This is a genomic window from Vibrio cincinnatiensis DSM 19608, from assembly GCF_900167345.1.
Classification (GTDB): domain Bacteria; phylum Pseudomonadota; class Gammaproteobacteria; order Enterobacterales; family Vibrionaceae; genus Vibrio; species Vibrio cincinnatiensis.
In genome coordinates this window covers 133,448-156,759 of the sequence record NZ_FUXB01000001.1, presented here as the reverse complement: position 1 = coordinate 156,759, position 23,312 = coordinate 133,448, and the positions used below count along the sequence as shown (strand labels likewise).

At 44.7% G+C, this 23,312-nt stretch carries 22 protein-coding genes and 1 other annotated feature; of the genes, 16 read left to right on the top strand and 6 right to left on the bottom strand.

Annotation, left to right across the window (positions count from 1 at the left end; all coding sequences use genetic code 11):
- The first annotated feature begins 21 nt into the window (after positions 1-21).
- The 3 genes from cydD (at position 22) to B5D54_RS00735 (ending at position 5,487) form a co-directional block, all read left to right on the top strand.
- Positions 22-1,809 (top strand): heme ABC transporter permease/ATP-binding protein CydD, encoded by a 1,788-nt coding sequence (cydD, locus tag B5D54_RS00745; RefSeq protein ID WP_078924562.1) that lies wholly within the window; start codon positions 22-24, stop codon positions 1,807-1,809.
- On the top strand, positions 1,802-3,523 hold the full coding sequence (gene cydC / locus B5D54_RS00740) for a heme ABC transporter ATP-binding protein/permease CydC (protein WP_078924561.1): 1,722 nt from the start codon (positions 1,802-1,804) through the stop codon (positions 3,521-3,523). The genes cydD and cydC overlap by 8 nt, the downstream gene beginning before the upstream one ends.
- Positions 3,524-3,783: 260 nt before the next feature.
- Complete coding sequence (locus tag B5D54_RS00735; RefSeq protein WP_115174004.1) at positions 3,784-5,487, top strand: hypothetical protein; 1,704 nt, start codon at positions 3,784-3,786, stop codon at positions 5,485-5,487.
- Between the two features lie 89 nt (positions 5,488-5,576).
- On the opposite strand, the gene rluB is transcribed toward B5D54_RS00735, so the two are convergent.
- From rluB to rnm, 3 genes are all read right to left on the bottom strand, one after another.
- Positions 5,577-6,611 carry a 23S rRNA pseudouridine(2605) synthase RluB gene (gene rluB / locus B5D54_RS00730; protein WP_078924559.1) on the bottom strand — a complete coding sequence of 345 codons (1,035 nt, stop codon included), beginning with the start codon at positions 6,609-6,611 and terminating at the stop codon, positions 5,577-5,579.
- A 118-nt stretch (positions 6,612-6,729) separates the two neighbouring features.
- Positions 6,730-7,350 (bottom strand): L-threonylcarbamoyladenylate synthase, encoded by a 621-nt coding sequence (locus B5D54_RS00725; RefSeq protein WP_078924558.1) that lies wholly within the window; start codon positions 7,348-7,350, stop codon positions 6,730-6,732.
- A gap of 2 nt (positions 7,351-7,352) precedes the next feature.
- Positions 7,353-8,225 (bottom strand): RNase RNM, encoded by an 873-nt coding sequence (rnm, locus tag B5D54_RS00720; RefSeq protein ID WP_078924557.1) that lies wholly within the window; start codon positions 8,223-8,225, stop codon positions 7,353-7,355.
- A 95-nt stretch (positions 8,226-8,320) separates the two neighbouring features.
- Between rnm and trpL2 the strand changes: the two genes are divergently transcribed.
- From trpL2 to B5D54_RS00660, 12 genes are all read left to right on the top strand, one after another.
- Positions 8,321-8,431 (top strand): tryptophan operon leader peptide, encoded by a 111-nt coding sequence (gene trpL2, locus B5D54_RS17520; RefSeq protein WP_078924556.1) that lies wholly within the window; start codon positions 8,321-8,323, stop codon positions 8,429-8,431.
- Positions 8,378-8,478, top strand: a sequence feature (Trp leader region). (Overlaps the previous gene by 54 nt.)
- Before the next feature lie 86 nt (positions 8,479-8,564).
- Positions 8,565-10,118, top strand: coding sequence for an anthranilate synthase component 1 (locus tag B5D54_RS00710; protein ID WP_422398709.1), 1,554 nt, complete (start codon positions 8,565-8,567; stop codon positions 10,116-10,118).
- An 11-nt stretch (positions 10,119-10,129) separates the two neighbouring features.
- Entirely contained in the window at positions 10,130-10,711 is a 582-nt protein-coding gene (locus B5D54_RS00705) for an aminodeoxychorismate/anthranilate synthase component II (protein WP_078924554.1), read from the top strand.
- A gap of 81 nt (positions 10,712-10,792) precedes the next feature.
- Entirely contained in the window at positions 10,793-11,791 is a 999-nt protein-coding gene (gene trpD, locus B5D54_RS00700; protein WP_078924553.1) for an anthranilate phosphoribosyltransferase, read from the top strand.
- Between the two features lie 6 nt (positions 11,792-11,797).
- Complete coding sequence (trpCF, locus tag B5D54_RS00695; RefSeq protein WP_078924552.1) at positions 11,798-13,219, top strand: bifunctional indole-3-glycerol-phosphate synthase TrpC/phosphoribosylanthranilate isomerase TrpF; 1,422 nt, start codon at positions 11,798-11,800, stop codon at positions 13,217-13,219.
- Between the two features lie 62 nt (positions 13,220-13,281).
- Entirely contained in the window at positions 13,282-14,472 is a 1,191-nt protein-coding gene (gene trpB, locus B5D54_RS00690) for a tryptophan synthase subunit beta (protein ID WP_078924551.1), read from the top strand.
- On the top strand, positions 14,472-15,281 hold the full coding sequence (trpA, locus tag B5D54_RS00685; protein WP_078924550.1) for a tryptophan synthase subunit alpha: 810 nt from the start codon (positions 14,472-14,474) through the stop codon (positions 15,279-15,281). Before trpB ends, trpA begins: the two co-directional genes overlap by 1 nt.
- A 262-nt stretch (positions 15,282-15,543) precedes the next feature.
- The gene (nhaA, locus tag B5D54_RS00680; protein ID WP_078924549.1) at positions 15,544-16,746 is read left to right on the top strand and encodes a Na+/H+ antiporter NhaA; all 1,203 of its coding nucleotides are present in this window, start codon (positions 15,544-15,546) and stop codon (positions 16,744-16,746) included.
- 161 nt (positions 16,747-16,907) lie between these two features.
- The gene (locus tag B5D54_RS00675; protein ID WP_078924548.1) at positions 16,908-17,456 is read left to right on the top strand and encodes a septation protein A; all 549 of its coding nucleotides are present in this window, start codon (positions 16,908-16,910) and stop codon (positions 17,454-17,456) included.
- 93 nt (positions 17,457-17,549) lie between these two features.
- A complete protein-coding gene (yciA, locus tag B5D54_RS00670) occupies positions 17,550-17,951 on the top strand; it encodes an acyl-CoA thioester hydrolase YciA (protein ID WP_078924547.1) in 402 nt (133 codons plus the stop codon).
- Between the two features lie 95 nt (positions 17,952-18,046).
- Positions 18,047-18,343, top strand: a complete 297-nt coding sequence (locus B5D54_RS00665; protein WP_078924546.1) for a YciI family protein — start codon at positions 18,047-18,049, stop codon at positions 18,341-18,343.
- A gap of 2 nt (positions 18,344-18,345) precedes the next feature.
- Positions 18,346-18,735 (top strand): GspS/AspS pilotin family protein, encoded by a 390-nt coding sequence (locus B5D54_RS00660; RefSeq protein ID WP_078924545.1) that lies wholly within the window; start codon positions 18,346-18,348, stop codon positions 18,733-18,735.
- 52 nt (positions 18,736-18,787) lie between these two features.
- On the opposite strand, the gene metE is transcribed toward B5D54_RS00660, so the two are convergent.
- A complete protein-coding gene (gene metE / locus B5D54_RS00655; protein ID WP_078924544.1) occupies positions 18,788-21,079 on the bottom strand; it encodes a 5-methyltetrahydropteroyltriglutamate--homocysteine S-methyltransferase in 2,292 nt (763 codons plus the stop codon).
- 245 nt (positions 21,080-21,324) lie between these two features.
- On the opposite strand from metE, the gene metR reads away from it, so the two are divergent.
- On the top strand, positions 21,325-22,236 hold the full coding sequence (gene metR / locus B5D54_RS00650) for an HTH-type transcriptional regulator MetR (protein WP_078924543.1): 912 nt from the start codon (positions 21,325-21,327) through the stop codon (positions 22,234-22,236).
- A gap of 20 nt (positions 22,237-22,256) precedes the next feature.
- On the opposite strand, the gene B5D54_RS00645 is transcribed toward metR, so the two are convergent.
- Both B5D54_RS00645 and B5D54_RS00640 read right to left on the bottom strand, forming a co-directional pair.
- Positions 22,257-22,451 (bottom strand): DUF4250 domain-containing protein, encoded by a 195-nt coding sequence (locus B5D54_RS00645; RefSeq protein ID WP_078924542.1) that lies wholly within the window; start codon positions 22,449-22,451, stop codon positions 22,257-22,259.
- Between the two features lie 87 nt (positions 22,452-22,538).
- Entirely contained in the window at positions 22,539-23,246 is a 708-nt protein-coding gene (locus B5D54_RS00640) for an HI_1241 family integral membrane domain (RefSeq protein WP_497012640.1), read from the bottom strand.
- Positions 23,247-23,312: the final 66 nt, after the last annotated feature.

Here is a 23,312-nt window from a genome sequence, read left to right as displayed (position 1 = left end):
AATTATCAATAAGCCTTCAAAATGGATAAGAAAAAGCAACGTAGCCTCAATATATGGCTCAAACAGCAAAGTAAACGAGCCAAACGCTGGCTTATATTTGCCATTGGGTTAGGGGTTATATCAAGCCTATTATTGCTCGCTCAAGCCGCGTTTATCGCCACAATTCTTCACCAGTTAATCATCGAACAGGTGGATAAACACACTCTCATCCCTCAATTTGCAGGGTTAGCTATCATGGTGGCGTTGCGCTCAGGTTGCTCATGGGGCAGAGAAATTGCAGGTTTTCACGCCGGAAAAGAGATTCGAGTCTACATCCGGCAACTGATTTTTGATAAGTTACGCACACTAGGTCCCGCTTACATTAAAGGTAAACCCGCAGGCGCTTGGGCTACCTTAACGCTTGAGCAAGTCGAAGATATGCACGACTTTTTTGCTCGCTACTTGCCACAAATGTCACTGGCAGTGTTGATTCCGTTTATCATTTTAGTGGTCGTTTTTCCTGTCAACTGGGCTGCGGGGTTAATCTTCTTGATCACCGCGCCATTAGTCCCTTTTTTCATGGCATTAGTTGGGATTAAAGCCGCAGATGCCAGTCGTAAAAACTTTAAGGCTCTACAACGTTTATCTGGTCACTTTTATGACCGTTTACAGTCAATGACGACGATTCGACTGTTTGACCGAACCCAAGCGGAAACCGAACAAATGCGCGGTGCATCCGAAGTGTTTCGTAAACGAACGATGGATGTATTACGTATCGCTTTCCTCTCTTCCGCTGTATTAGAGTTTTTTACCTCAATTTCCATTGCTATCACTGCAGTTTATTTTGGCTTTAGCTTTATTGGAGAGTTGAACTTTGGCCACTATGGCGCTGGGGTGACACTGTTTGCAGGCTTGTTTGTGCTGATCCTTGCGCCTGAGTTTTATCAACCGCTGCGTGATCTCGGCACTTTCTACCATGCAAAACAACAAGCGGTAGCGGCGGCTGAAAGTATTGTCGATTTTTTAGCCATTGATATTGAGAAAGTACGTTCAGGTAGTCAGGTACTGAATAATCAAGAGCCCATTGAGATTATTGCTCAAGATCTGTGCGTATTTAGCCCCAAAGGGCATCCACTTGTTGGCCCCGTCTCTTTTACCTTATCCAGAGGGCAAACGACTGCATTGGTCGGGCCCAGTGGGGCGGGTAAAACTAGCCTAGTAAATGCCATTCTTGGCTTTATGCCTTATCAAGGAAGCCTAACCATTAATGGTGTAGAGTTAAATCAATGTGATCATCATACTTGGCGTTCACTCATCAGTTGGATAGGACAGAATCCACTATTACTGCACGGCAGTATACGTGACAATGTCACGCTTGGAAGACCTCAAATTGATGATCAACAGCTACAACAAGTGTTAGAAGAGGCTTTTGCTAGTGAATTTGTCAATCATCATGGCTTGGATTACTCCATCAGTGATCGATCCGGAGGGCTATCCGTTGGTCAAGCGCAGCGTCTCGCCTTAGCAAGAGCGATGATTCAAGATGGTATGTTCTGGCTGCTGGATGAACCCACTGCCAGCTTAGATGCCCGAAGTGAACGCTTAGTGATGCGTAGCTTAGATAAGCAAATCGCCCATAAAACAGCGCTGCTGGTGACCCACCAACTTGAGCCCCTTCGCTCAGTAGATCAAATATTAGTAATGCAAGATGGCCAGCTTGTACAAGTAGGAAATTTTACTCAGCTCAGTCAGCAAACCGGGCTGTTTGCTTCCATGTTAACGGCGAGCCAAACAAGAAAAGAAACAGATAAGGGGAATTTAGATGCGTGATTTACTACCCTACCTCAAACTGTATAAAAAACATTGGTTTGGCCTATCGCTTGGCATGTTGCTAGGATTTTTAACTCTCGGAGCGTCCATGGGCTTGCTCACACTTTCTGGCTGGTTTCTATCGGCCGCGGCCGTTGCTGGGTTAACCATTGCACGAGAAACATTCAACTACATGCTTCCTGGTGCTTTTGTTCGTGGTTTTGCTATGCAACGCACCGCTGGGCGCTGGGGAGAACGAGTCGTCAGCCATAACGCCACGTTCAAATTGTTGACGGATCTTCGGGTTTTCTTTTTCAAAAAATTGGCCCCATTAATTCCAGGTCGAATCTCGAACCTACGTGATGCTGATCTATTAAATCGCCTTGTGGCCGACATTGATGCGATGGATCATGTTTACTTGCGTCTAGTTAGCCCTGTGACCATTGGTGTTTTAGGAATTGCAGCGTTAACTGCCTTGATCTGCTGGTTTGATTTTACCTTAGGGCTGATACTCGGTGGGATATTACTCAGCTTATTAGTTATCTGGCCTCCCGTCTTTTATCTATTGGGGAAAAATAACGGGCAAGGTTTAACTCAACACAAAGCTCAAATGCGTATTGCAGCTTTAGATTGGTTACAAGGCTACAGTGAACTGGTTATTTTTGGGGCAGAAGCTCACTATAGAAAAGCCGTTTTTACAGCACAGGATAAATTACTGTACAACCAAAAAATCAATGCTCATTTTACTGGCTTAGCTCAAGCCCTATTACTGCTTGCAAATGGTTGGGCTCTGGTATTGATGCTTTGGCTGGCGGCTGATGGAGTGAATGGCCAAGCACCCGACCCAATGATTGCCTTAATCGCTTTTGCGACCATGGCGAGTGTTGAACTACTTATGCCCATTGCAGGGGCCTTCCAGCACCTAGGGCAAACCTTAACCTCCGCTCGACGTTTAAATGAGATTATCCTCACCGAGCCTGAGGTCGTTTTTTCTCAACAACCAACCTCACATTCTAATCAATATGATATCTGTTTTGATAAGGTATCTTTCCATTACCCAGACAGCCAACAAAAGGTATTAAACCACGTTAACCTGACCGTTCCTGCGGGAAAGAAAGTAGCGATTGTGGGGCAAACTGGCTCAGGGAAGTCCACCTTAATCCAACTTTTATGCCGTTATTGGGATGTGCAACAAGGGAAAATTACATTGGGAGGCACTCATTTGCCCGCGTGGAAAGAAAGTGACTTACGTTCCGCAATCAGTGTGGTTAGCCAACGTGTCGATATTCTAAACGGCAGCCTACGCGATAACCTGCTGATGGCAAAACCTCACGCGCAAGAGAGTGAACTTTGTCAAATACTTACCCATGTCGGCTTGAGTAAATTACTCGATGGCTCAGGCTTAAACACTTGGTTAGGAGATGGAGGCCGTCAACTTTCTGGTGGAGAAAAACGTCGTATTGGTATCGCAAGAGCCTTATTACATAATGGCCCAATTTTATTACTGGATGAACCAACCGAAGGGCTAGATAAACAGACTGAGCAGCAAATCATGGCATTACTGCAAACACACTTTGCTGATAAAACGGTCATTTTTATTACCCATCGATTGGTCGACTTAGAATCCATGGATACGATTTGTTTGATTGATCAAGGAGAAATCGTGGAGCAAGGCAATCACTCAACGCTACTTGCTCAGCAAGGCCGCTACCATCAATTGTACCAGACCTTATAACCCTTTCCTCGTGTGGCTCTTGGCAAGAAAACGTTGCCGGGAGCTTATCGGCAGAAAAGGAACGAACCTCCCGATTCTCCCCCAGCATGTAGCAAAGATATAAATAACACATTGATCTCGTTGTTTATTTATATATGATACCTTCCCTATAGCCATTATTTTTTACATCTCATCTATGGTAATGGATATAACCTTTATTGATTCAATTACAACAAAAACTCTTTATCTAAGGATTAAGAGATAAAAAAACGGAGTTGCTAGTGAAAAAACTATTACTTGCCTCAGCGGTCGCTGCCGTCGCAGTGGGTGGCTACTATTATAGCTCGGGTTCGAACGTTCCATCTGATCCACTATTTTCCTTGATCCCCGCAGACTCACCATTGGTGGTAGTGCAAACAGAAGCCTATGATCACTTTGAATATGTCAATGCCATGGGCGCCTCTGAGGAAAGTTTGTATGATCTATTTACTGGTATAGAACTGACCCCAGAACAAGATTTTCTTGTTGCTTACTTAGAAGGCTACATACAAAGCGCGACTGATAAACAGGCGCTGAAAGCGTATTTAGGTGCACCTGATAAAGTAAAACCTGTTTTTTATACCTTAGGTATGATCCCTGTCTATAAGATAGAACTCGAGAATACCGACGCATTCTGGAACACCATTGATAAAACTGAGCAAGAGACGGGAGCCTCTCACCAGCTCGGCAAACAGGATGATATTGAATATCGTCGCTATAAGCTAAGTCATGAAGATGCCGAAGATATCGGTCTTGTTATTGCTGTCGATGGCAATATAGCCACCTTTACCCTTGACGTCCCTCTATTTCAAGACGTTAATCCGCTGAAATTGGCATTAGGTATCGACAAACCTCAGAAGGCTTTTGCTGACAGCAATATTCTAACCGCCCTGAAAAGTAAATATGGCAAGCAATACACGGCTTATGGTTACCTTGATCACCAAGAAGTGGTTAAGGGTTTTACCCAGCCTGCCAGTAATCTACTGGCCCAGCAAATTGATAGGCTACAACAGCTCTCGCCAGAACCCTTTATTGAAGAAATTCGCCAACCGAGCTGCCAAAGTGAGTTAGCAACCATCGCAGGTCATTGGCCAAGAACGGTTTCATTCGCGCGTTATCTTGCTCAAGATGGACAAGCAAGTGTTGATGGGAAAGTGGTCGTAGAAAGTCATAACCGAGTCATTCTGAATGCGCTCAAATCAATCCGAGGATTCATGCCTCAAATGACCGCACAAGACAGCATTTTTGAAGTAGGCTTTGGATTGGATGTTGAAAAATTAGCACCTGCAATCAATATGATTTGGCAAGATCTACAACAGCCCACTTATCAATGTGAATGGCTGTCGGAAATCCAGCAAGATATGGGAGAAGACAACCCATCCATGATGCTAAGCCTTGGTGCGAGTATGGTAAATGGAATGAAAGGAATGCATTTCACATTAAATGACATGACATTGGATACACAAAATCCATTTGCCCTACAGTTTGAGAAACTCGATTTCCTCTTTACCTTGTCAGCAGAGAACCCAGCGGTATTACTACAAACCGCTCAGATGTTCATTCCTCAGCTATCACAATTGGCACTTCAGCCCAATGGTGATGCCGTGGATCTCTCCGCACTCATAGAGTCAGAAACTGGAATATCGGCTCCACTCTCAGCTCGATTGAATGATAAACACCTTGCCCTTTACTCGGGTGAACGATCTGAGACGAACTCACAACGTGTATTAGCCTCGCCTCTGACCGCCAAAGGTTTATTCCAATTTAGCGTGAATGCTCCACGAGTGTTAGAACTGATGGAACAGGTGTCAGACATGACGGGTGAATCTGTACCAGAGGATCTCAGCGCTGGATTAGGCGGAAATGCGGTGACTCAAGTTATTTTTGATGTTAATGATCATGGTTTCATCTTTGGTTATGAGCACCATGTTAAAACACAAAAATAATTTTAATTCGCGTTGAAATAGCAAGAAACCCGAGTAATGCTCGGGTTTCTTATATTGATAGCCATCATATTGACGACAACAGTGCACACTTAACGACGAGGGGCTTTTCCACCTTGAGAGCGGCGGCTGCTTGGGCGTCCTTTTTGCTCAACACCGCTATTACGCGTACTTGAGGCAGGTTTGCGACGGCCAGTTGTCGTACCATTGGTTGTCGGTGTTTTATTGGTTGTCGTACCATTTGTGGTACGGCTTTGCGGTTTCGTTGAACCTGTAGTTACACGCTCTTCATGACGACGCACCGCACGACGAATTTTCTGACTACGTGACCGCTCACGCTTACGAGAAGTATTGTCTTTAGACTGATCAAGCATGGTTTCTCGTTCTGGACGTAGTTCAACCAGTTCACGCAAATAATTCACTTGCTTAAGATCGAGCTCCATCCAACCACCGCGTGGTAATTTCTTATCTAAGAAAATATCCCCGTAACGTACCCGTTTCAAACGGCTGACCGTGGTATCTTGAGATTCCCACAAACGACGAACTTCGCGGTTACGTCCTTCGTTAATCACCACATAAAAGGTATGGTTCATACCTTCACCACCCGCATAGACAACATCTTCAAAACGGGCTAAACCGTCTTCAAGCTGCACACCTCGAACTAAATTACGGACTTTTTCTTCGTTAATTTCGCCAAACACACGGACTAAGTATTCACGTTCAACTTGACGGCTGGGGTGCATCAAACGGTTCGCTAATTCACCATCCGTCGTAAACAGCAGTAAACCCGAGGTATTCGCATCCAGACGACCCACTGAAATCCAACGAGAGCCACGAATTTTGGGTAGGCGATCAAACACCGTACGACGACCTTCTGGATCATGGCGAGTACATAACTCCCCTTCCGGCTTGTAATATGCCAGCACACGACAAATGACCTCTTCCTGTGCTTTTGCCGAAACTGCATGCCCATCGATACGTACGACCGCATTTTCATCGTCTAGGCGTTCGCCCAGAACAGCTACCTTGCCATTAACACTTACACGTCCAGCTCGGATCAGAGCTTCAAGCTCTCGACGAGAACCATGACCAGCACGTGCTAAAACCTTTTGTAACTTTTCGCTCATTTATCTACCTATGATGTCGTCTTCTCAGACGTCGAATGACAATATGCGACGTTAAAATCGCGGTCGCGCATTATGGCAAATTATCAGGAGAAAAGCATCCGTTTTATGCATCACCACCTTACTCAAACGGTGCCGGGTCTCCTGCGCCTAAGCGAGCCACACGCATCTCTTCCTCACTAAAATCAATAACCGTGGTGGGCTGCTCTCCCAAGTAACCACCATTTAAAATAACATCGACCGCATGCTCTAAACGATCACGAATCTCTTCCGGATCCGCTTCCGTTGTTTCTTTACCGGGTAAGATCAACGAGGTAGACATCAAGGGTTCACCTAACGCTTCCAGTAAGTCTAGCGCAATTTTATTATCAGGGACTCGAATACCAATTGTTTTACGTTTTGCGTTCATTAAACGACGTGGAACTTCTTTGGTTCCTTTAAAAATAAAGGTATACGGCCCTGGGGTATTGTTCTTCAGTAAACGGAAAGCGGTATTGTCCACACGGGCATACAGTGAAAGCTCCGACAAATCACGGCATAACAGTGTGAAATTGTGCTTATCATCTAAGCGACGAATTTGGCAAATGCGCTCTAAAGCCTGTTTATTTTCTAGCTGACAACCCAGCGCATAACCAGAATCGGTTGGATAAACCACAACCCCACCGTTGCGAATAATGGCTACCGCTTGATTAATCAAGCGAGCTTGTGGGTTTTCAGGATGAACATAAAAAAATTGACTCATTATCATTCCTCATTATCGAGTCTCTCGACTCTAAGGTCTGGAAGATGTTTCCAATCTTTCCAAACCGGTTCAACGCCTGCGGGCAACCAGAGATTTCGCCCTAACTCCATCCACGGAGAAGGATAATGGAAATCACTGCCTTGCGAAGCGAGTAAATTATACTGTATCGCGTAATCCCCAAGGGTACGCTTCTCTTGTGGGGCCTGTTGCGGTTGAGCGACTTCCATCGCATCGCCCCCTGCCTCAACAAATGCGCTAATTAAGCGCTTAAGCCATTTTGCCGTCAAGTCATATCGACCCGGATGCGCTAATATCGCCTGCCCACCTGCAGTATGAATAGCTTCTATCGCGTCAGCCATAGAACACCAAGTGGGGGGAACATAACCTGGGTTATTACGGGTTAAATATTTTTTAAAGACTTGCTGCATGGTTTTTACATAACCTTCATCCACTAACCATTTCGCAAAATGGGCACGCGTTATCGGCGCATCACCAGCAATCGCTTGTACTTCTTCCAGCACCCCAGGTCGAGTCGCTTTGGCTAGTCGTTCTGCTATCAACTCGGCTCGGTAAATACGGTGCTGCTTTTGCTTTTCAATCAACGTTGTTAATGCCACATTCTCAGGGTCAATATTCAACCCAACAATATGGATATCTTTATTTTGCCAGACGGTTGAAAATTCAATACCGTTAATCAAGGTAATCGGATATTGACCCGCTTCAATGTACGCATGAGCAGGAGACAAACCATCCACCGTATCATGATCGGTAATCGCCAATACATCGATATTGAATTCCAGTGCGCGATCAATCAATTGGTTGGGCTCAAAGCGTCCATCCGATGCTGTAGTGTGACTGTGTAGGTCAATTTTCATCATTTTTTCATTTTGTCTATTATTAAGGCTTGACTTTTTTCTCTCGCACTAGTTAACTAGTACACAAATACGAGAGTACAGTGCTAAGGCTTGCTATGTTACAAGAATTTAACTCAAACCCTAAATCTAATTTCAGATCAGTCAATACTGAACTGAATGGGTGGCGTATCTGGGTTAATGCCTGGCGGGCTCATGTGTACTTTTAGTTAAGCAACGCATTGATAAAGCCCGCTCCCACAGCGGGCTTTTTGTTCGCTGAATCAAAACAAATGACACGCGGTAAATCGCCCCTAAAACGTCACCGTATTGAATAGACAAGGAGGTCTTGTGAACAAGACCATGAACAGACAAAAACCAGCACCGATTCGCGTTATCAAGCAAGCGCTGGACTATACACAAGATCCCACCGCACTCTTTCACGCTTTATGTGAAGGGAAAACAGACTGCTTGCTGCTGGAATCAGCAGAGATCAACTCCAAACAAAATCTCAAAAGTTTGTTACTGATTGATGCCGCAGTACGCATAACTTGTATCGGTCATGAAGTGACATTTAAAGCCTTGAGCGACAACGGCCGCCACTTAATTCAAGTGCTGATGGAGCATCTCAATGAATCTGTCATCGCGCAGCAGCAAGAAGAAACTCTAACCTTAACCTTTTGCGCACCGTGCAATACGCTTGATGAAGATTCTCGTTTGCGTGAGGCTTCTTCCTTTGATGCCCTTCGGCTGGTTCAGCACAGTTTTGACCTCACCCAACAAGATAAACATGCCATCTTTCTCGGTGGATTATTTGCCTATGACTTAGTGGCGAATTTTGAACCATTAGGTGAGGCTCAAGCGATTAATCACTGCCCTGATTATGTTTTTTACGTGGCAGAAACACTGATGGTGGTTGACCACCAACAAGAAAGCTGCCAATTACAAGCCACCGCCTTTACAGCAAACACTGAGATTCATGGCGCACTACAGCAGCGTCTCAACCAAATAAAACAACAGGCGAGTCAATCGTTAGCTCAACCTGTAGCACAAACACTGGCAGAGATAGAGGTGACCACCAATATCAGTGATAACGATTTTTGTCACTTAGTCGAAGATCTCAAACAGTATGTGGTACAAGGCGATATTTTTCAGGTTGTCCCTTCACGCCGTTTTACTTTGCCCTGCCCTTCGCCGTTAGCCGCTTACCAACAGTTAAAAGTGAGCAACCCAAGCCCCTACATGTTCTATATGCAAGATGAGCATTTTACTTTGTTTGGTGCATCGCCTGAAAGCGCACTCAAATATGAAACGCACACTAACCAAATTGAGATTTATCCGATCGCCGGAACTCGCCACCGAGGGAAACGAGCCGATGGCACGATTGATTTTGATTTAGATAGCCGAATTGAACTGGAATTACGCTGCGATAAGAAAGAAAACGCCGAACATATGATGCTCGTCGATTTGGCTCGTAATGATGTTGCGCGGATAGCCAAAGCGGGCACTCGCCATGTTGCAGATTTACTAAAAGTGGATCGATATAGCCATGTGATGCATTTGGTTTCTCGTATTGTCGGTCAGTTGCGTGACGATCTTGATGCGCTACACGCTTATCAAGCCTGTATGAATATGGGCACCTTAACGGGAGCACCGAAAATTCGGGCAATGCAACTGATTCGAGACGTCGAACAAGAACGTCGAGGTAGCTATGGGGGTGCCGTCGGTTACCTAACCGGTGAAGGGGATTTGGATACCTGTATTGTTATCCGCTCAGCGTATGTCGAGAATGGTATTGCTCATGTTCAAGCGGGTGCCGGTGTCGTTTATGACTCTGACCCACAATCGGAAGCCGATGAAACGCGAGGAAAAGCCCAAGCCGTTATTTCTGCAATTCAATTCGCGCACCAAGGATAAGGATAGCGATCATGGCAAATATCATTTTTATCGATAACTTTGACTCCTTTACGTATAACTTGGTCGACCAATTTCGTTCACTCGGACATCACGTCACCATTTATCGAAATAATATCGCGGCTGCCGTTATCGAGCAGGCTATCCAACACCTTGATAATCCGGTACTCGTGTTATCTCCGGGCCCAGGAGCCCCCTCTCAGGCAGGAGCCATGCCCGACATTCTTCAACGCCTGAAAGGAAAAGTCCCCATGATCGGGATCTGCCTCGGCCATCAAGCGATGGTGGAAGCATACGGCGGCATTGTAAGCGGAGCCAATGAGATTGTTCATGGCAAAGTTTCAATGATGGAACATCAACAGCACCCTATTTATCAAGGCTTAGCCTCACCACTGGCGATTGCTCGTTATCATTCACTCGTCGCCACTCAAGTGCCCGAATGTTTAACCGTCACCGCACAAGTCGATGGCTTAGTCATGTCTGTCGTACATGAACAAGACAAAGTGTGCGGATTCCAGTTTCATCCCGAGTCCATCATGACCACTCAGGGAGCCACTTTATTAAAAAATGCCATTAATTGGGCTTTAGGACAATAAACCGTCGATAACCGCCATTTTACCCCGCTCTTTATAAGTAAATCTAAATGCGGGTCTTCAGGGATACGGAGAGATAACATTATGCAACACATTATCAATAAACTTTATCAACAACAGCCACTTAGCCAGCAAGAGAGCGAAACGCTCTTTACCGCCATTATCCGTGGTGAATGCGATTCCGCATTAATGGCAGCGGCATTAACGGCGCTTAAAATTAAAGGGGAAACCCCCGCAGAGATTGTGGGAGCCGTCCGCGCTTTACTCGCTAATGCGGAATATTTTCCACGCCCTGATTATGACTTTGCCGATATCGTGGGTACGGGGGGAGATGGTGCCAATACCATTAATATTTCGACTACCTCCGCGTTTGTTGCCGCGGCTTGTGGCATCAAAATCGCCAAACATGGTAACCGGGGAGTCTCCAGTCAATCAGGATCCTCAGATCTCTTAGACGCATTTGGTATTAACATGACCATGAGCGCGAATGATTCACGTCAAGCTCTGGATGATTTAGGCGTCGCATTCTTATTTGCTCCGCAATATCACGGTGGCGTTCGCCATGCGATGCCTGTGCGCCAAAGTATGAAAACTCGCACCATTTTCAATATCTTAGGCCCTCTCATTAACCCAGCGCGTCCCAATATTGAATTGATGGGAGTCTACAGTTTAGATTTAGTTCGTCCTATTGCAGAAACCATGTTACAAATAGGGATGAAGCGAGCCGCTGTGGTTCATGGATCAGGATTAGATGAAGTGGCTATTCATGGTGAAACTCATGTTGCTGAAATCAAAGATGGAAAAATTATTGAGTACACATTGACGCCAGCCGATTTTGGTTTAGACACCTACCCACTGGACGCGATTCAAGGAGGCACTCCACAAGAGAATCGCGCCATCATCACCAACATTCTAACTGGCAAGGGAACACCTGCTCAAATGAGCGCCGTTGCAATTAACGTTGCCCTCTTGCTACGCTTGTTTGGCTTTGAAGATCTCACCGCCAATGCCCAGCGAGCCATGGATGTCATGAATTCCGGTAAAGCCTACCAATTGGTTCAACAACTAGCAGAGCGAGGTTAAATTCACATGTCTGAGCATGATGTATCCCAGCAATTATCCGAACATATCTCTCTAAAACACACTCAAATGGCGGAAGTGTTGGCAAAAATCGTAGGAGATAAGGCTGTCTGGGTGGCTGAGAGAAAACTCGCTCAGCCTTTGGACACCTTTCAATCATTACTTTCAAAAACGGATCGAGACTTTTATCAAGCCCTTAATCAGAGTAAAACCGTTTTTATTTTAGAGTGTAAAAAGGCTTCCCCCTCGAAAGGGTTGATCCGTGATTCATTTGACTTAGATTATATCGCTTCGGTTTATCACCAGTATGCTGATGCAATTTCAGTGTTAACCGATGAAAAGTATTTTCAAGGTAACTTCGATTTTATTGCCCGAGTTCGCGCTCAAGTCTCGCAACCGGTGCTGTGTAAAGACTTTATGATTGACCCTTACCAAGTCTATCTCGCTCGTCATTACGGCGCGGATGCGATTTTACTCATGCTCTCTGTTCTTAACGATGAACAATATGGCCAATTGGCCAACATTGCTCATGAACTGGGAATGGGAATATTAACCGAAGTCAGCAATGAAGAAGAATTGCAACGCGCAATTGCACTCAAAGCCAAAGTGATTGGCATTAATAACCGTAACTTACGTGACCTTTCCACCGACTTAAATCGGACAAAACAGCTCGCACCACAACTACCAAAAGAGTGCATTGTTATCTCAGAATCCGGTATTTATAACCATCAACAAGTTCGTGATTTATCTCAATTTGCGAATGGTTTTCTTATCGGCAGTTCATTAATGAGCCAAGACAATGTTGAACAAGCGGTACGTAAAGTCATTTTGGGTGAAAACAAAGTCTGTGGATTAACCCACGCCGACGACGCCGTGAAAGCTTATCAGGCTGGGGCCGTTTATGGTGGGTTAATTTTTGTTGAGCAATCAAAACGTTATGTTGATAAAGAAGCGGCACGTCTGACAATGAGTGGCGCACCACTGCTTTATGTTGGCGTATTTCAAAACCACCCGATTGATCAGATAGTGGAACTGGCAAACGAATTAAATTTAACGGCCGTTCAGCTTCATGGTGATGAAGATCAAACCTATATTGATGCACTGAGAACTCGTTTACCCGAACAAGTAACAATTTGGAAAGCTTATGGCGTTGCCGAAACCGTCCCACCTTTACTTAAGCACGTTGAACGACATTTGCTTGATACCAAGGTTGGCGCTCAAACCGGTGGCACAGGGCAAACCTTTGATTGGCAACTCATTACTCAGCCACAGCACATTATGCTCGCCGGGGGAATTACTCCTGACAATGTGAAACTAGCCGCAAGCATCGGCTGCCTTGGCGTCGATCTGAATTCGGGCGTTGAAAGCGAGCCGGGAAAAAAAGATGCAGCGAAATTGCAACAAGCATTCAGTGCAATACGAGAATACTAATAATTTTACTTTTGAATAATAAGACATGGATATCATGTCATTGAATGTGAAGGAATAAGAGCATGGCAAAACTTAACGCCTATTTTGGCGAATACGGTGGTCAGTTCGTACCACAAATTTTAGTTCCAGCCCTCGATCAACTGGAACAGGCATTCATTGATGCTCAGCAGGACCCTGAGTTTCGTTCCGAGTTTATGACGCTGCTGCAAGAGTATGCTGGTCGTCCAACGGCACTGACGCTCACTCGCAACATCACCAAAGGAACCAAAACCAAACTTTATCTCAAACGTGAAGATCTCTTACATGGTGGCGCACATAAAACCAACCAAGTTTTAGGTCAAGCTCTGCTCGCTAAGCGAATGGGAAAACATGAAATTATCGCAGAAACAGGTGCTGGGCAACATGGCGTAGCAACCGCCCTTGCCTGTGCTCTGCTCGGGTTAAAATGCCGAATCTACATGGGAGCCAAAGACGTAGAACGTCAAAGCCCTAACGTTTTCCGTATGCGTTTAATGGGCGCAAAAGTGATTTCCGTTGATTCAGGTTCTGCCACCCTAAAAGATGCCTGTAATGAAGCAATGCGTGATTGGGCATCCAGTTACGAAACAACGCACTATTTATTGGGCACTGCCGCTGGCCCTCACCCTTTCCCAACCATCGTGCGAGAATTCCAACGCATTATTGGCGAGGAGACAAAAAATCAAATTTTAGCCCGTGAAGGTCGATTACCTGATGCGGTTATCGCTTGCATTGGCGGTGGTTCAAACGCTATTGGCATGTTTGCCGATTTTATTGACGAAGCTTCGGTTCGTTTAATTGGCGTCGAACCCGCAGGAAAAGGGATTGAAACCGCTCAACACGGAGCCCCACTGCGTCATGGCAAAACCGGGATTTTCTTCGGCATGAAAGCGCCACTGATGCAAGATGAAGATGGCCAAGTTGAAGAGTCTTACTCCATTTCAGCAGGGCTAGACTTCCCTTCTGTGGGGCCTCAACACGCACACTTGCATGCAATTGGCCGAGCTGAGTATGAAAGTGCCACCGATGATGAAGCGCTAGACGCTTTCCAATTGTTAGCTCGCCAAGAAGGAATCATTCCAGCGTTGGAGTCATCTCATGCTTTAGCTCATGCAGTCAAAATGGCGTATGCAGAACCAGAAAAAGAACAGTTATTGGTCGTGAATTTATCGGGTCGAGGCGATAAAGATATCTTTACCGTCCATAAGATTTTAGAAGACAAAGGAGTGCTGTAATGGACCGCTATCAATCGCTTTTTCAGCGTCTTGCTGACAAAAAACAAGGGGCTTTTATCCCGTTTGTGACCATGGGCGACCCTTCTCCAGAACAATCACTGCGCATCATGCAAACATTAATTGATGCGGGTGCTGATGGTTTAGAGCTCGGGATTCCTTTCTCTGATCCTTTAGCTGATGGCCCAACAATTCAAGCCGCAAACATTCGAGCCTTAGCTGCGCACACAACCCCTGAGGTATGTTTTAGCTTAATCGCTCAGATCCGAGCAAACAATCCAGATTTGCCGATTGGGTTATTAATGTATGCCAACCTCGTGTATTCGCGTGGGATTGAAAACTTTTATCAACGCTGTCAACAAGCAGGGGTCGATTCTGTGCTGGTTGCCGATGTTCCAACCAATGAGAGCCAACCCTTTGTGGCGGCGGCAGAAAAATTTGGTATTCAACCGATTTTTATCGCCCCACCCACGGCCGATGACGCCACGTTACAAGCCGTCGCTCAATTGGGCAAAGGTTATACCTATTTACTTTCTCGCTCAGGGGTAACAGGAGCGGAAACGAAAGCGAATATGCCGGTAGATACGCTCTTGCAACGGCTAAATCAATTCCAAGCGGCACCCGCACTGCTTGGATTTGGTATTTCAGAACCAGAGCAAGTCAAACAAGCTATTCAAGCTGGGGCAGCCGGTGCCATTTCAGGCTCAGCCGTGGTAAAAATCATTGAGAAACACATCAATGAACCAGAAAAAATGCTGACTGAGCTGCACACCTTTACCGCAGCAATGAAAGCGGCAACTTTAAAAGAGTAACGTGACTCCATCTTAAGTTTTCATGGTTATCTCAGGCGACGCTATAGGTCGCCTTTCTTCACTCTCACTTTTGCAAGTGTGAGGTGACTCTAAAAACAAGCAATCAAACCAACAAGAGCCCTGTCAATTCGAAAAAACCAAATGTTAAACAATATTTAATCGATATAAACGACATGAATATTTATCCAGTCAACTATCATAGGCGAAGTTGCTGAGTTTTTACTCTGTTTTATAAGCCCAAACTGATTATGGATGAATGACAATGTATAAAAGGATAAAATATTTTCTTACCAGCGATCCCGCTAGCGGGATATTGCTGCTGCTTGCCGCCATCACGGCTCTTACCATCGCTAACTCTCCCCTGCAAGCCTCCTACCAATCATTGCTTAACTTTTATCTATTCGGGATCAGTGTCAGTCATTGGATTAATGATGGACTTATGGCGCTATTTTTCTTGATGATTGGTTTAGAAGTAAAAAGAGAACTTATCGAAGGTTCACTAAACAGCCGTTCCAAAGCGATGCTCCCAGCAATAGCAGGTCTAGGTGGTATGTTATTCCCTATTATCATTTTTCTATTCTTTAATTATAAAGATCCTATTGCTATCAATGGATGGGCGGCACCGGCTGCAACCGATATCGCTTTCGCATTAGCTATTCTGAGCCTATTGGGTAAGCGAGTACCTGTAGAATTGAAGGTTTTTTTACTGGCTTTAGCCATTATTGATGATTTAGGCGTTATCTTTATTATTGCCATCTTTTATAACAGTGAACCTTCAGGTATGATGCTCCTGTTTGTCTTAACCATCAGCCTGTTTTTGTTCTTTTGTGGTAAAAAACAATTTTCTTCCCTTGCCCTGTACTTCGTTCTATTTATTGTTCTCTGGTTTACGGTGTACCACTCTGGTATTCATGCAACCTTAGCTGGCGTCATCGCTGGATTCTTAATACCTCAAACCTGCCGAGCAGGGAAAAGCCCCGCAAAACGTGTAGAGCACCTACTCAACCCTTACGTTGCATTTTGTATTCTACCTCTGTTTGCTTTTGCAAACTCTGGCGTTACCTTTTCCTCCATCCAAGCCATTAGTGACTATAGTCACTTGCCATTAGGCATTGCATTAGGATTATTTGTTGGAAAACCTATTGGAGTATTCCTATTTAGTTGGTTAGCCATAAAACTCGGCATTGCGCAGCTTCCCCAACAAGTCAATATGCGGATGATTCTTGCTGTTGCCGTGTTATGTGGTATTGGCTTTACTATGTCTATTTTTATTTCGACTTTAGCGTTTCCCGCCGAGCAAAGTGTCATGGTTGACTATACAAAAATTGGTATTTTGATGGGGTCCAGCGCTTCTGCACTACTCGGGTTTTCTATGTTATCAAGAGCATTACCCTCGGTTGTCGCTCAAGAAGTGCCAGCATCGAGCCTCACCAACACTAAGTTACAGCAAAGCCGCCTAGAATAGGCTATGTATCCTATGGCTGAGCCTCAAATGACTAGATGACTAGCCTGTTAACGACTTGCAGGCTAGCTCAGTTATTTTGTTTCAAAATATCTTTAGCTGTTTAGCTCATCCCATTATTTCGATAGACTGTGCGTAATGTATAAATTGGATCTTACACGATAATGAAACAACTGCTCGACTTTATCCCACTGATTATTTTTTTCGCCCTGTTTAAGATTTACGATATTTATGTCGCAACAGGGGCACTCATCGCCGCAACTGCGATACAAATTATCGTCACCTATTTTCTGTTCAAAAAGGTCGAAAAAATTCAGCTGATTACTTTTGCGTTGGTCACTGTTTTTGGGGGAATGACCATCTTCCTGCATGACGATAATTTCATTAAATGGAAAGTCACCATTGTTTATTTAGTCTTCGCTTTAGGGTTAGCCATTAGTCATTGGCTTGGCAAGTCAGCGATTAAAGGCATGCTTGGTAAAGAACTCACGCTACCTGAAACCGTATGGGCAAAAATAACCTGGGCTTGGGTCGCCTTTTTCCTAGTATGTGCAGCCCTTAATATTTATATCGCCTACCAATTATCATTGGATGTCTGGGTCAACTTTAAAGTTTTCGGTTTACTCGCTGCGACTTTTGCTTACACCCTATTGACGGGTTTTTACATCTATAAACATCTCCCCAAAGAACAAAATAGCTCTAAACATTCTTAACTATTTTGAGTCGGGAATGATTTTCTGGTTATAATTAGCTCCCTTTTTCAGCGGCCCTTTCGGTCGCTGTTTTGTTTGTTGTGGATGCCAAAGATGAATCAGGAAGTCAACTCCCCTAAAGGCCAGCTTTTACTCAGAACGCTTGCCATGCCCGCTGATACTAATTCTAATGGGGATATTTTTGGTGGCTGGATTATGTCTCAGTTAGACCTAGCAGGCGGTATTCTTGCCAAAGAAATTTCCAGCGGAAGAATAGTCACCGTCTCAGTTTCAAGTATTACCTTTAAAAAACCCGTAAAAGTCGGGGATGTGGTATGCTGCTACGGCGAATGTACAAAAATCGGCCGAACATCCATGTCCATTAATCTTGAAGTATGGGTAAAACCAATAAAAGAAGATGGCGTTCTTGACCGATTTCAAGTATGTGAAGCAACGTTTAACTATGTTGCAATTGATGCAGAAGGTCGACCAAGGGCAATAAACCCCCACCCTTGATCACAGAAATAGACTAAGGTTCGTTTTAAATAATTTTAATTTCAGTACATTACCTACCTTAGCACCTTCTCTTAAACCATTATAAGGATATCAATATGTGGTATGTTATTTTTGCTCAAGATGTGGAAGATTCACTGGCTAAACGAATGAGTGTTCGCCCTGAGCATGTCGAGCGCTTGCAGCAGTTACGCGATGAAGGTCGGTTACTTGTCGCAGGGCCTCTCCCTGCAATTGATTCAGAAGAGCCCGGTGAAGCTGGGTTTACAGGTTCAACGGTCATTGCAGAGTTTGACTCTTTATCAGCGGCACAAGCTTGGGCTGATGCTGATCCTTATAATAAGGTTGGCGCTTATGCTCAAGTTATCGTAAAACCGTTCAAGAAAGTTTTTTAAGTATGAAGAAATCGTTACTGAGTATCACAAGCCTTGCTTTTCTTCTGCTGAGTGGATGTAGCTCGACGGGTGATCAACAAAAGCACCTTGAACTGTTAGCTGCCAATCGTGCTAGTGTACTTAATGCTGAACTGCCTATTGAACAAGGTCCGCTCAATATTATGCGCGCCAGCTCTAAAGGCACAACCATAGAAATGATGATGATCTACAATACTGATCAGCAAGGGGCACAGTCTATTACTCAAGTCATGGATACCAGTGTACAACGATTCTGTTCCAGTACGGATATCCGTGCAAATCTAGATGTTGGCATCAGTTATCGGCTACAGGTGCGTAACCCTAGGGGTCAACTGATGGTGGATCAAATCGTCACAAAGTCCCAATGTAAATAATAAATATATAAAAGGCCTCCACAGAGGCCTTTATGATTAATAATCGTCCTATTTATTTTCTTTCCTGCCATTCTTCACGTAACGCTTTAGCGGCCAGTACTAAGTTGGTTAATGCGGCCTCCACCTCTGGCCAATTCCGTGTTTTTAGGCCGCAATCTGGGTTTACCCATAACCTTTCAACAGGGATTTTCTCCGCAGCTTTACGTAACAACCCTTCAATCCACGCTTGTGATGGAATGTTAGGGGAGTGGATATCATACACACCCGGCCCTATGGCATTCGGGTAATTAAACTCTTCAAATGCTTTCAGTAATTCCATATTCGAGCGCGAGGTTTCAATGGTAATCACGTCCGCATCAAGCGCGGCAACAGAATCAATAATTTCATTAAATTCGCTATAACACATGTGAGTATGGATTTGCGTTTCAGGTCGAGCGCTCGCTGCTGATATTTTGAAAGCTTGCACTGCCCATTGTAAATAAGCTTGATGATCCCGTTTCTTCAATGGTAAGCCTTCACGAATCGCAGGTTCGTCAATTTGGATAATATTGATGCCTGCATCCTGCAAGTCAGACACTTCATCACGTAGCGCCAATGCTAGTTGCTGAGCAATTTGCTCCCGAGTAATGTCTTCACGTGGGAACGTCCAACAAAGAATCGTGACCGGCCCAGTCAACATCCCTTTCATTTGTTTGCTTGTGAGTGATTGTGCATAAGTTGACCACTCCACCGTCATAGGCTGCTCTCGTTCAATATCGGCCACCACAATGGCAGGTTTCACGCAGCGAGAGCCATAACTCTGCACCCAACCAAATTGTGTCGTTTGGAAACCAGCAAGATTTTCAGCAAAATATTCCACCATATCATTACGTTCGGCTTCCCCATGCACCAATACATCCAAACCTAGAGCTTCTTGACGTTGAACCGCATCGGCAATGTGCCCTTTAAGTGCATTCACATAATCGGTTTCGGTCAGATTTCCTTGTCGATAAGCACTTCGTTCAGCCCGAATATCTCCCGTTTGTGGAAAGGAGCCAATGGTTGTGGTCGGTAATAGAGGTAGGCCTAGCACTTCTTGTTGATGGTAAGCTCGCTCTGCATAAGGTGCACTTCGCTCAGCAAGAGCATCCGTAATACTGTTAAGCCGAGCTTGAACTTGAGGCTTATTAACATGAATAGCTTGCTTACGCGCAACAATAGGCTGACTGTAAGTCTCACATGCCAATATCGCCGCATGGTCACCATCTAATGCTTGACCCAGTAAGGAAACTTCAATCAGTTTTTGTTTCGCAAAAGCAAACCAGCTACGGACTTCTGGTGAAAGGTTACCTTCTAGTTCTAGATCAACTGGGCTATGGAGTAGAGAACAAGAGCTGGCAACCCATAAGCGATCCCCCAACTGTGCTTTTACTGGCTGAAGTTGATTGAGCTGTGAAGCGAGATCGGCTCGCCAGACATTCCGTCCATTCACCACACCTGCCGATAGCACCCAATCTTGAGGAAGTTTTGCTAACACCTCACCCAATTGTTGTGGAGCCGCTGAAAGGTCAATATGTAAACCATTCACTGGAAGTTCAATAATCTTATCTAACGTATCACTCACGGAATCAAAATAGGTGGTCAGCAGTAACTTCACCTCTCCTTGAATGACTTGATAAGCCAGTTTAAAGGCCTCTTGCCATGGTGTTTCAAGCTCAAGAGTGAGGATGGGCTCATCAATTTGTACCCAAGTCACCCCCTGTTTGGCTAATTTAGCTAAAATCGCCTGATAAGCAGTGAGTAGACGAGGCAGTAAGGTAAGCCGATCGAACCCCTCCTCTACTTCTTTTCCTAAATAAAGGTAACTTAATGGTCCAAGAAGAACAGGTTTTACCTGATGTCCGGCTTTGACGGCTTCATTCACTTCATCAAACAATTGTGGCCAACTTACCTCAAAACTATCTGTGGCACTGAATTCCGGCACAATGTAATGGTAGTTGGTGTTAAACCATTTCGTCATATCAGAAGCGGCACTGCCACTACATCCACAGCTATTTTGTGACTGACCACGCCCGACTCGAAACAGCGTATCAAGGTCAGGGAAACCATGGCGATGGCGTTGGGGAACATGACCAAGCAAAAGTGTTGTGGTTAATACATGATCATACCAAGCAAAATCACCAGCGGTCACAAAGCTCAACCCCGCTTCTTGCTGCTGTTGCCAATTTTGCTGACGAATGCTCTGCCCAACCTGTTGGAGCTGAGATTGCTCAATGTCTCCACGCCAATACTGTTCGAGGGCAAATTTTAGCTGACGTTTTTCACCAATACGTGGGTAACCGAGAATATGCGTTGTCGTTGCCATGTGTCTTATCCTTTTATTTATGATGGGTGCAGACATTAAAAGATGTCTGGATGGCTAGACTATCGCGCTGCGTGGCTATGAATACAATCGCCAATTATTCAACTTGTTTATTAGAAAAATTCATGTTTATAAAACATATCATTCGTAGGATTAACAAAAAACAGCCATCTAGATGTTTACACTGATAAAAAAACCACGTAAGTTTAAATAAATTAATAATAAAAAAAGAAAGATGAAGGTGACACATGATCGAACTTAAACATTTAAGAACCTTAGTTTCACTGCGAGAGACAGGTTCCTTAACCGCCACAGCCACGGCTTTGCACCTAACTCAGTCAGCCTTATCTCATCAAATTAAAGATCTTGAAGCTCGGATCGGTGGCCAACTTTTTCTCCGTAAAACACGCCCAGTCCGCTTTACGTCTGAAGGAAAAATTTTGCTTAATGTGGCCGACGAGGTGCTGCCGCGGTTAGCTAGAGCAGAAAATGAACTCGCTAGTCTGAAAGAAGATGTGAATGGGCGTTTGCACATGGCGATTGAATGCCACTCTTGTTTCCAATGGCTAATGCCTGCCCTGCGTGAATATCAATTGGCTTGGCCCAGTGTTACGCTCGATTTTTCTTCAGGGTTTGGTTTTGAACCTTTACCTGCACTCCTGGCCGGAGAGTTAGACTTAGTGATCACCTCAGATATTTTGCCGCGCTCAGAGGTACATTATGAACCTTTATTTGACTTTGAAATGCGTCTTATCACGGCGACCAATCATCCTCTCGCCGATAAAACCGTCATCACACCACAAGATTTAGCCGAACAAACCATGCTGTGTTATCCCGTACAAAAACAGCGCTTAGATGTCGTCAAACATTTTCTTCACCCCGCAGGCGTAGAACCGGCGAAATGGAAGCAAGCAGACAATACCTTGATGCTGGTTCAAATGGTGTCAGCAGGATTAGGGGTGGCAACACTACCCAACTGGGCGATCAGTGAATTTTCACGTCAAGGACTTATCACCAGCAAACCATTGGGCCATGGGTTATGGCGTCGGTTATTTGCCGCAACCCGCCACAGCGAAAAAGACAAGCGTTACTTACAAGCTTTTTTTGCTATCGCTCGCCAACAATGCAAAAGCCACCTTGACGGGATCAAGATGGCTTAAATTATGCGGTAAACGGTGTATCAATACGATTTAAACTGGTTGGTGAGAGGATCATATCTAAAGCCTAAATTGCTCAATTTACCAACCACATGTTCTTCATTCATCTCATATACGGATACGAGTTCATCCAAGCTATCACACTCTAAACGCAATTTCTCATTGATAATACCCAATAGAATTGCGTCATCAAGACGGCTAATGTTGCTTAAATCCATCATCCTGCTCCTTTCTCGTCGCCCTGATAGTAAGCTTAGTCGCAATTTAACGAATGAAAAGTGATTTCCCTCTCGAAATATCGCCCACTATAAATAGAGACGGTAGAACCCCGTCACAGCAACCAGCATCAGTAATAGCGCAATCAACAATGGTGCTTTTGCCACAGGCTTTACCAACAGAAGATGCCAGCACCAAGCAAAAATACCCGCTACCAATAACGAAAAGCTCACCAGTAACGGCTGGATCATAACTGAAAGTTGATCAGGTGCTAGTTGGTATGCATAAGGCACAATGCAGAGCGTTGTCACCATCGCAGATAAAATCCCCGCCACCGGTAAAATGCGGTGAAAAGCTTGTAAGCGGGTTCTAGCCACCGTCAACAGTAAATGACCAAGTAGAGCGCCAAGCAAAAAAACACTACTAAACAGTGTGATAGCCATTGACCCGTTTAATGACTGGGCCATCACTATAGCAACAAATGCCAAAGCTAAGCCATCGGCAAGGTACAATACCCAAAGCGGCCCTTCGTGACGTGTTTTCTTTGTTTGTACTTGAGAATAAAAATACAGCAAAGCAAAGACGATTAAACACGATTCGATTTTCAACGAAGCAACCGCAAGCCAAAGAACCGCAAGTACTGGCAACACCTTATGCAACCGGCCTCGTTGCCCCGGACAGATATCACCTTTAACCAACACTAACGTCAGTAATAATTGTGTGCCAAGCAGCATTGAAGCGACGACACTCAGTAAGGAATAAAGCATACATTTTTCATTAATAAAGAAAACTTGAATAGATGATATCAAAAGCTACTGAATTCTGCCTATCGCTTTACCCGATAATTGACTATTTCAACGATA